Genomic DNA, 439 nt, shown 5'->3' with positions numbered 1-439 from the left:
AGCACGTTGATGAACTGCGGCAGCTCGTCCAGGCTGGTGCGGCGCAGGATGGCGCCGATCGGGGTAATGCGGTTGTCGTCTTTGGTGGCCTGCGTGACCACGCCGTGCTCGGCGTGGGGCTTCATGCTACGGAATTTGTAGACGTGGATCACGCGACCGTCCAGGCCCAGGCGCTCTTGCTTGAAGAACACCGGGCCGGGGGAACTGCGCTTGATCAGCACGGCAATGACCAGGAACAGCGGGGAGAGGGCGGCGAGTACCAGGGCGGAAAAGCTGCGGTCGAATGCTGACTTTACTGCGCCACGTACGCCGAGTGATGGCGGGCGGTTGAGTTCCACCGCGGGCATGCCCAGAAAATCGCCTACCTTGTGGTTGAGCAGGTCGAAGTCCAGCAGGCTGGGTATCCAAGCAGGTCGAAGTCCAGCAGGCTGGGTATCCA

General features: G+C 62.6%; 1 protein-coding gene. It reads right to left on the bottom strand.

The window, feature by feature from the left end:
- Nucleotides 1-439, bottom strand: a 439-nt coding sequence (locus AC1DS3_RS39535; protein WP_477129488.1) for a sugar transferase, incomplete at both ends; no start/stop codon positions are given.

This window comes from Cupriavidus sp. 01L46 (assembly GCF_056399905.1).
This window is presented reverse-complemented; position numbering and strand designations above follow the sequence as displayed.